Genomic DNA, 8,735 nt, shown 5'->3' with positions numbered 1-8,735 from the left:
TCAAGCGAGGGCAAGTCTTACAACAAGTGAGAAAAGGACTCTTTAAATATGTCTATTCAGCCGATGTCGCTCAAGCTAATTACGAGAAAAATCGTAAACGATCTGTTAAAAAACTGATTCTTACTAAGAAAATGAAGGACAAAATTCTTCACTACCATCATGAAAACTATTCGCCTGAAATGATGGTTAAGGCAAAAAACATTGAGGTAGGTGTTACCACAATTTACTATTGGATTCACAATGGCCACCTTGGATTAACTAGGAAAGATATGCTTTATCCTAGAAGAAGAAAAACTATTGGGAAACAAGCTAGTCCAAATTTCAAACCCGCTGGGAGATCAATTGAAGAGAGACCTAAAGAAATTAATCTTCGATTAGAGAATGGTAACTACGAGATTGATACAGTTGTCTTGAGTAAAGCAAAGAACAAATGCCTATTGGTAATGACGGATCGGAGAAGTCGTCATCAAATCATAAGACTAATTCCAGATAAAACCGCTCAATCTGTAAATCAGGCCCTAAAGCAAATTTTAAAAGAGCACCAAATTCTATCTATTACAGCAGATAACGGTGGTGAGTTCAATCAATTGTCCGCAGTGTTCCCAGAAGAACATATCTACTACGCACATCCCTATTCATCTTGGGAAAGAGGAACGAATGAAAATCATAACAGACTCATACGCAGGTGGTTACCAAAAGGGACCAAAGAAACAACTCCCAAAGAAGTCGCTTTTATTGAAAATTGGATAAACAATTATCCTAAAAAATGTTTGGACTACAAGTCACCAAAGGAATTTCTTAGTGGTGGCTAATTTCAACTTGAAATTTAGCAAAGGGTTTGGAGCTACTCAAGAAATTCTGGAAAGTGTGCAAACCATTGACCACCTCACGCAACTCTTTAAAGTTGCTAAGGAGCGTGGCTACAAACGCTTCATTTCGCCTCATTATTTCTACCCACATGACCATAACTGGCAATTCAAAGCTGCTGGTGAAACCATGATGATTGACAACGAAATGTTCTGGCGTAGTAGCCAATATGCTCCTGCAGAGGAAGGTTCTGGGGCAGACATGATTGAGGAACTCAAAGAGCATTTTGACCAGGATACCATTGTCACTCATGGCCATAAAATTTTTGGTCCCGAATCCAATGATTTGAATCTCCAACTTCGCAAAAATGGAATTGATACGGTCATTCTAGCAGGTATGAATGCCAACCTCTGTGTTGACAGCCATATGCGGGAATTGATTGAACAAGGTTTTAAAGTGGTTGTGGTCACCGATGCCGTTGGGGCTCCTGGACAAGAAGCCTATCAAGCAGCCCTAACCAACTTTGGCTACATTGCCAATCAAGTTCTAACAACCCAAGAGGTCTTGGAACTACTCTAAGATTTGAAAGAAAAAGACAAGATGTGGACATGCGCCAATCTTGTCTTTTTTTGCATCATTGTCTCCAGCTAGATTTCCTTCAGATAAAGGAGGTCTGTTTGGACATCATCTCCCATTACAAAGTCGTGTTGGCCGACCTGCCGGAAGCCATTTTTCTGATAAAAGCCCAGGGCTGGGGCGTTGTGCTCCCAAACTCCTAGCCAGATAGCGGTTTTACCCCGTTTGCGGGCCTGGTCCAAGGCAAAGTTCATCAACTCTTGCCCCAGTCCCCGTCCCTTGTGGTCAGGATGAATGTAAATCCGTTCAATTTCCAAACTGTTTTCATGGATAGACTCTGTTTGGGCCTGGCCTTCATTGAGACGAAGGTAGCCGAGGATCTGCTCCCCTTCTTGGTAGAAGTAATAAGCGACTTGAGGATCCCCTAATTCTGTCTCCAAACGAGCCAAGTCATAGGCGGTATCCAGGTGCTCCTGGAGATTTTCCTCAGACGTTGTCCCCTGAAAGGTAGCCCGGTAGGTAAGGCGGCTGAGGTCTTGGAGCAGCTGAGCCTCCTCCAAACTGACTGGTCGAATCATAGCAATACCCCCTCACTAAGCCTGAATATCCATTTTCAACTGGCCAGCCTTGACCCCAATTTTCAAAGTCGAGCCCGGTGGCAAGTCGCCAGCCAAGAGGTATTCTGATAGCGGATCTTCCACCAAGCTTTGCAGGGTGCGGCGGAGTGGCCGAGCCCCATTTTCCGGATCGTAACCCTTTTGCGCCAAGAGCTTCAAAGCGCTCGGTTGGAACTTCAAGGTTACATCCTTGGTCTTCAAGGCTGCAATCATCGGTTTGACCATCACCTTGACAATCTCCTGCATTTGCTCGGCCGTGAGGCTATGGAAGACAACCTTTTCATCAATCCGATTCAAGAATTCCGGACGGTAGGTCTTTTTCAATTCCTCAAACATCCGTTGCTCCATATTTTTAGGATCAAAGCGCAGGTCCCCTGCGCCAAAACCGACGACCTTATCATCGCGGAGAGCCGTGGCACCCAAATTGGAAGTCATGATAATCAAGGTATTGGAGAAATCCACCTTGCGCCCCCGGCTATCTGTCAGAACCCCATCGTCAAGAACCTGCAAGAGCAGGTTAAAGATATCCGGGTGGGCCTTCTCCACCTCGTCAAAGAGAAGTACCGAATACGGACGATTCCGGACCTTCTCGGTCAACTCACCACCTTCTTCATAACCCACATAACCTGGAGGGGCTCCGTTTAAACGGCTAGCCGCAAACTTCTCCATATACTCACTCATATCAAAACGGATCAAAGCCTCTTCATCATCAAAGAGCAGCTCAGCCAAGGCCTTAGCCAATTCTGTTTTCCCGACCCCAGTTGGCCCCAAGAAGAGGAAAGAACCAATCGGCCGCTTGCCAGTCTGTAGACCGGAACGATTGCGACGAATCGCCCGACTGATGGCTGAAACAGCCTGGTCCTGGCCAATCACCCGCTTGTGGAGCTCCGCCTCCAAATTCAAGTATTTCTTAGACTCCGAATGGGACAGCTTCTGCACCGGAATCCCCGACAAACGACTCAAGGTCTCCAAAACATCCTCAGCCGTCACCCGATGCTGGAACACCACCGGCTTCTGAGCCTCTTTGACCAACTTGCGGGCCTTGCTAAACTCTTCCTTCATCAAAGCCCGATCTAGCGCAGTCAAGCCATTACTGTCATATTCAGAACTGGTCAAGCTACGGTTCTGGACAGTTGCGGCTGCCTCATCCAAGAGATCAATGGCAGAGTCTGGCAGACGTTTAGCGGTCAAATACCGCTTGGCTGTTTGGACAGCCGTTTGCAAGGCCTCATCCTCGATGGAAACCTGGTGATGCTCTTCATAACGCGGCCGGAGTCCCTCTAAAATCGCCAGGGTATCTGCTTCCTTGGGCTCTTCAATGGTCACCTTGGCAAAGCGGCGAACCAAGGCCGCGTCTTTTTCAATATGCTTCTGGTATTCCTCCTGGGTGGTCGCCCCAACCGTCCGCAGGCTACCACGCGCCAAGGCTGGTTTGAGGATATTGGCAGCATCCAGGGTGGAATCAATCCCGCTACCGGAGCCGATGATGGTGTGGAGTTCATCAATAAAGAGGATGATATTGCCTTCTTTTTCAATATCCTCAATGATATTGTTCATCCGCTCCTCAAAATCGCCACGGAAGCGCGTGCCGGCAATGACATTCATCAAATCCAGCTCCATCACCCGCATATCTTGCAAGGCAACCGGTACCTGACCCTCGACAATCCGCTGGGCCAGTCCCAGAGCTAGGGCCGTCTTACCGACCCCAGAATCCCCTACCAGCACGGGGTTATTTTTAGTCTTGCGGCTGAGGATGTGAACCATCCGATCGATTTCTTCCTCCCGCCCAACAACAGGCTCCAAAAGGCCCGCACGAGCCGCAGCAGTCAAATCACGACTATAATCCTCGAGACCACCACTTTGGCTCGGTGGCATGCCCATCATGTTGGCCATCTGCTGGGAGCTTGGCCGGCTACCACGGAAAAACTGCCGAATAGCCTTGATTTCCTCCTTGGACCAACCAGCCCGCTCTTCGACATCCTTGCGCAATTCCTGCAGTTTTTTAGACTCCACTTTATTCTCCGGATCAAAGCCAGAAGCATAGAGGAGTTGGGTTGCCAAGGATTCTCTTTCTTTTAAAAGGACAAGGAAAATATGCTCCGTCCCCAGCTCATCCTCTCCTAAGTGCTGTGCCAGCGCCTCCCCCCGCTCAAAGACTTTTTCCATGAGTGGTGAAAAGGGAAAGATCTTTAGGTTCTTCGATTTCCGATAGGGATAACCGATAACCTCCTCTACTTTTTCTTCCAAAAGATCCAGATTAATTGGTGAATCCTTAAAGACGGAACCGACGATACTATAAGGGTTGACCAAAAATCCGGTCAATAGGTGCCAGGTCTCTAAGTGGTCTCGGCCATAATTATTGGCAAAGGCATGAGATACTTCGAGAGTCTCAATTAGTGCATTTGAATACTTCATTCTTATCCTCTTCTGTCAATTTCTTTCAATAATTGGCGCATCATCTGAGTCCGCAAATGAGGACCCTCTGGGCCAAGGACACTATCTAGAGCAACGGCCAGCAACCAGGTCGCCTCACGTCTGGCCAAAAGTCCTTCTTCAACGAGGAGCCACAAAAGATCTTCATAAACTTGCTCGCTTACTTGGGAAGCCAACTTTTCCTGGAGCTCCAATAACATCTGGTGGTGGTTGGAGTAAGAAATGCGCGCAATCCGGATATAGCCACCGCCCCCACGCTTACTCTCGACAAGGTAGCCCTTGCTTTCTGTAAAACGGGTCTTAATCACATAGTTAATCTGGCTAGGGACCACTTGAAAGAGTTCCGCTAGCTCACTCCGCTTGAGCACCGCCATATCCATCTGCTCCAAGAGCTGCTTGATATGTTCTTCAATATTATCGGAGGTATTTCTTGCTACCATGGAAGTCCTTTCTAATTTGCTGAGCATTCCATCTTCGTCACTTGGTCTCCCAAAGTACTTATTCGTAAAAGAAACCAAAAAATGAAATCTGACTATCTTTGACTTTTATTATATCCTAATTCTCACCAGAATTAAAGGATTAAAAAGGTTCGGGGAACCTTTTTAACCCGAGCCAAGAAATTCGAAAGCGAGGAAAGGGGCTATAAGAAACGCGTCCCACCACTACGGCTGACAATGATCTTTAAAGAGTAGGCGCCAAATGAAAAAGGCAGGGAAACAAGTCCCCACCTTATCATTTCCATATCTCCAAACAGAGTTTGTAAATGGAATATTAGTCTTGACCAAGAGCCGCAGCCATTGTTGCAGCAACTTCTGATTCAAAGTCGTTTGAAGCTTTTTCGATTCCGTCTCCAACTTCGAAACGTGCGAAGGCAACAACAGATGCGTTCACAGAATCTAGGTAAGCTTCAACTGTTTTGCTGTCGTCCATGATGTAGACTTGTGCAAGAAGTGTGTAAGCTTGGTCAACTTTAGTGTTGTCAAGCATGAAGCGGTCCATTTTACCTGGTACGATTTTGTCCCAGATTTTTTCTGGTTTACCTTCAGCAGCCAATTCTGCTTTGATATCTGCTTCTGCTTGAGCAATCACTTCGTCAGACAATTGTGATTTAGATCCATACTTCAAGAATGGAAGAGCTGGTTTGTTAACCATTGCACGGCTTTCGTTGTCTTGCTCGATTGCATGGTTCAATTGTGCCAACTCATCTTTCACGAATTGCTCATCCAACTCTTTGTAAGAAAGAACAGTTGGTTTCATCGCAGCGATGTGCATAGAGATTTGTTTTGCCAATGCTTCGTCGCCACCTTCGATAACAGAGATAACACCGATACGGCCGCCGTTATGTTGGTAAGCACCAAATGCTTGAGCATCTGTTTTTTCCAACAAAGCGAAGCGACGGAAAGAGATTTTTTCTCCGATAGTTGCAGTTGCGTTTACGTATGCTGCTTCAAGCGTTTCACCTGAAGGCATTACCAAAGCAAGTGCTGCTTCGTTATCTGCTGGTTGACCTTCTGCAATTACCTTAGCAGTTTCGTTTACCAAGTTTACAAATTGTTCATTTTTCGCAACGAAGTCTGTTTCTGCGTTCACTTCAACAACTGCAGCAACGTTTCCGTTTACGTAAACACCTGTCAAACCTTCTGCAGCAACACGGTCAGCTTTTTTAGCTGCTTTCGCCATACCTTTTTCGCGAAGGAGTTCAATCGCTTTTTCGATGTCTCCTTCTACTTCAACCAAGGCTTTTTTGGCATCCATGACACCAGCACCAGATTTTTCACGTAGTTCTTTAACAAGAGCGGCTGTAATATTGGCCATTTGAGCTTCCTCCAAAATTTTTTAAAAAAGGACAGGACGGAGGTCACTGCCCTTTGGGGTTACAAGATTATTCGTTTGATCCTTCAACAACTTCAACGATTTCTTCGATTGAATCTGCTTGACCAGCAGCTGCTGCCATTTCAGCTTCAACAGAAGCAACGTTATCTTCACCTTGACGACCTTCGATAACAGCGTCAGCCATTTTCGCAGTGATCAATTTAACAGCGCGGATAGCGTCATCGTTTGCAGGGATGATAACATCGATATCATCTGGATCAGTGTTTGTGTCGACCATCGCTACAACTGGGATTCCCAATTTTTTAGCTTCTTTCACAGCGATTTGCTCTTTGTGTGGGTCAACGACGTACATTACGTCAGGAATGCGTGGCATATCTTCGATACCACCCAAGAATTTCTCAAGACGTGCACGTTGTTTGTTCAAAAGTGCAACTTCTTTTTTAGGAAGAACGTCGAAGATTCCTTCTTCTTCCATACGTTTGATTTCTTTCAAACGAGCAACACGTTTTTGGATAGTTTCCCAGTTTGTAAGGGTTCCACCCAACCAACGGTGGTTGATGTAGTATTGACCAGCACGTTCTGCTTCTTCTTTAACAGCGTCAGCAGCTTGCTTTTTAGTACCAACAAACAAGATGATTGCATCTTCTGCAGCTGCATCACGCATGAAGTCGTATGCTTGGTCTGCAAATTTAACAGTTTGTTGCAAGTCAATTACGTGGATTCCGTTACGCTCTGTGAAGATGTACTTAGCCATCTTAGGATTCCAGCGACGAGTTTGGTGACCGAAGTGTACACCAGCCTCAAGAAGTTGTTTCATTGAAATTACTGCCATGAGTATTTCTCCTTTAAAATGTTTTCTGCCTCTTTTGAATTTCAACTTGCAGGACGACCCGAAGGCAACCCCTCCCACAATTCATTCAAAATGAGTATTTGTTGCACAGCAACTCTTACATTATAAGGGATTTTTTAAAAAATGACAAGTGGGAACTTTGGTTCTGGGCGAAAAATCAACTCAAAAGCGCTTGAACTAATTCCGATAGTAAATATAAGCTTCCATCGCCTCTTGCGGGGCATCATATTGTGGCAGGATAAAGATTCGATCCCGTGACTCATCCGATTCATAATTCTTAGCCCCCGTTGATAGAACCTGCCCCGCTGGAACATAAATGTAAACCGGCGGACTCGCCATGACCTCCGCAAGGGTAAACGCATTCTCCTTCAGTTGTTTCACAGTAAACGTGGACTCTCCCTTGGTCAAAGTACCAGTAGCCACCGTAAAGGAGCCACCCTTGGGACTGGACCAAGTCCCCTCAATAACCGACATTTCTGCTCCACTCGTCGCTTCTGGAACAGCTGATGCTTCCGCCTGACTTGAAGAGCTAGCCATTTCTTGACTGACCGCATCCGCTTGCGAGGAAGCAAGCTCAGACTCCGCTACCTGCTCTGCACTCGAACGGGCTTTCTCAGAACTTGCTGTCTGCTTAGAGGAAACAGCCTTTTTGCTAGAAGACACCGCCTGCTTTTGACTGGACGAAGCCTTTGTTTCTTTTTCCTGCTTCTGCCCACAAGCAACCAAAGCCAAACTGGCCAGCGCCAAAACAAGGAATTTTCGTTTCATAATCTACCTCTCCTTTCCATCCTAGAACTAGTATACTAATTATCAAATGCAAGGGCAAGGAATATCCAAAGATAAAAATAAATGATAAAATAGAAGGAGGATGACAAAAGAAGATTTACAAAAAGCAATCGAGCAACTCTTAGACAGCGGCGAGCTTGCGGAAAACGAGGAATTACAAAACATCTTTTTAAAGGCTAGGGAGTCTACAAATATGGCTGAGCTAACTTGGAAGAGTCAACTCAGCCAGAACTTGTCCCTGTATTTACTGACCCACCAATTCCGGACTCCCCGACAAGTGCTCGAGCTGGCCCACTCAATTGCCAAATCGCCCCATCAGCAACGCGGAAAAGGAACCTTTTTGCAGATGCTGGCCCAGTCGCTGACCCATTTAAAATAAGAGCCAAAGAATCATTCCCGTTGCTTCGAACCTCAGTTCTGACGGGGGATTACTGAACTGCAAAAAGAAAAATCGCCACGGTAAAGTAGCGATTTTTCCCTTTTGTGAGCCTCAATACAACGTCAAAGCGCTATAATAGTTAGTGTAAAAATCTCTATTAACGAGGTCTCACTATGAAAATTATAACACAACTCAATCTCTTTGAAGATCAGGAATTTGGTGATTTAGAAAAAATTTTGATGGTATTAGATGCCCTACCTGAAACGGACTTGTTCAAGCAGTTAGAAGCAAAGCGGAAATATGGTCGTCGGGACTATTCTATCCAATCTTACTTCATCGCCTATATTGCTAAATTGATTCTTCAATTAGAGACTGACCAGCAATTGTTACGCCAATTGCGAATGAACAGTCAATTACGGCAAATCTGTGGCTTTGAAACTCACAGTGTCCGTCT

At 45.6% G+C, this 8,735-nt stretch carries 10 protein-coding genes; 4 read left to right on the top strand and 6 right to left on the bottom strand.

The window, feature by feature from the left end:
- Together HZY94_RS05650 and HZY94_RS05645 are read left to right on the top strand one after the other, a co-directional pair.
- Positions 1-812, top strand: an 812-nt coding sequence (locus HZY94_RS05650) for an IS30 family transposase (protein WP_179925373.1), incomplete at its 5' end; no start/stop codon positions are given.
- Between the two features lie 7 nt (positions 813-819).
- On the top strand, positions 820-1,386 hold the full coding sequence (locus HZY94_RS05645) for a cysteine hydrolase (protein WP_218925724.1): 567 nt from the start codon (positions 820-822) through the stop codon (positions 1,384-1,386).
- A gap of 68 nt (positions 1,387-1,454) precedes the next feature.
- Here the strand turns inward: HZY94_RS05645 and HZY94_RS05640 are convergent, their stop codons facing one another.
- From HZY94_RS05640 to HZY94_RS05615, 6 genes are all read right to left on the bottom strand, one after another.
- Positions 1,455-1,961, bottom strand: a complete 507-nt coding sequence (locus HZY94_RS05640; RefSeq protein WP_179925372.1) for a GNAT family N-acetyltransferase — start codon at positions 1,959-1,961, stop codon at positions 1,455-1,457.
- Between the two features lie 15 nt (positions 1,962-1,976).
- Positions 1,977-4,415 (bottom strand): ATP-dependent Clp protease ATP-binding subunit, encoded by a 2,439-nt coding sequence (locus HZY94_RS05635; RefSeq protein ID WP_179925371.1) that lies wholly within the window; start codon positions 4,413-4,415, stop codon positions 1,977-1,979.
- Positions 4,416-4,417: 2 nt separating this feature from the next.
- Positions 4,418-4,873, bottom strand: coding sequence for a CtsR family transcriptional regulator (locus tag HZY94_RS05630; protein WP_179925370.1), 456 nt, complete (start codon positions 4,871-4,873; stop codon positions 4,418-4,420).
- A 331-nt stretch (positions 4,874-5,204) separates the two neighbouring features.
- Complete coding sequence (tsf, locus tag HZY94_RS05625) at positions 5,205-6,248, bottom strand: translation elongation factor Ts (protein ID WP_160332784.1); 1,044 nt, start codon at positions 6,246-6,248, stop codon at positions 5,205-5,207.
- A gap of 67 nt (positions 6,249-6,315) precedes the next feature.
- Positions 6,316-7,098: a 30S ribosomal protein S2 gene (gene rpsB, locus HZY94_RS05620; RefSeq protein ID WP_160332783.1), complete on the bottom strand. Its 783-nt coding sequence runs from the start codon at positions 7,096-7,098 to the stop codon at positions 6,316-6,318.
- 195 nt (positions 7,099-7,293) lie between these two features.
- A complete protein-coding gene (locus tag HZY94_RS05615) occupies positions 7,294-7,884 on the bottom strand; it encodes a hypothetical protein (RefSeq protein ID WP_179925369.1) in 591 nt (196 codons plus the stop codon).
- A gap of 100 nt (positions 7,885-7,984) precedes the next feature.
- Here HZY94_RS05615 and HZY94_RS05610 point away from each other — a divergent pair, with 100 nt between their 5' ends.
- Positions 7,985-8,281 (top strand): bacteriocin immunity protein, encoded by a 297-nt coding sequence (locus HZY94_RS05610; RefSeq protein ID WP_179925368.1) that lies wholly within the window; start codon positions 7,985-7,987, stop codon positions 8,279-8,281.
- Between the two features lie 173 nt (positions 8,282-8,454).
- The coding region (locus HZY94_RS05605; RefSeq protein WP_179925367.1) for a transposase at positions 8,455-8,735 on the top strand (281 nt) is incomplete at its 3' end.

Source organism: Streptococcus danieliae (assembly GCF_013415245.1).
Classification (GTDB): domain Bacteria; phylum Bacillota; class Bacilli; order Lactobacillales; family Streptococcaceae; genus Streptococcus; species Streptococcus danieliae_A.
Note: the sequence above shows the minus strand (reverse complement) of the source record. Positions and strands in the feature narration are given on the sequence as shown.

What these genes read in the sequence shown, in the direction of transcription:
- HZY94_RS05640 (WP_179925372.1), bottom strand. Translation starts at nt 1,961, where the DNA reads ATGATTCGACCAGTCAGTTTGGAGGAGGCTCAGCTGCTCCAAGACCTC.
- HZY94_RS05635 (WP_179925371.1), bottom strand. Translation starts at nt 4,415, where the DNA reads ATGAAGTATTCAAATGCACTAATTGAGACTCTCGAAGTATCTCATGCC.
- HZY94_RS05630 (WP_179925370.1), bottom strand. Translation starts at nt 4,873, where the DNA reads ATGGTAGCAAGAAATACCTCCGATAATATTGAAGAACATATCAAGCAG.
- tsf (WP_160332784.1), bottom strand. Translation starts at nt 6,248, where the DNA reads ATGGCCAATATTACAGCCGCTCTTGTTAAAGAACTACGTGAAAAATCT.
- rpsB (WP_160332783.1), bottom strand. Translation starts at nt 7,098, where the DNA reads ATGGCAGTAATTTCAATGAAACAACTTCTTGAGGCTGGTGTACACTTC.
- HZY94_RS05615 (WP_179925369.1), bottom strand. Translation starts at nt 7,884, where the DNA reads ATGAAACGAAAATTCCTTGTTTTGGCGCTGGCCAGTTTGGCTTTGGTT.
- HZY94_RS05610 (WP_179925368.1), top strand. Translation starts at nt 7,985, where the DNA reads ATGACAAAAGAAGATTTACAAAAAGCAATCGAGCAACTCTTAGACAGC.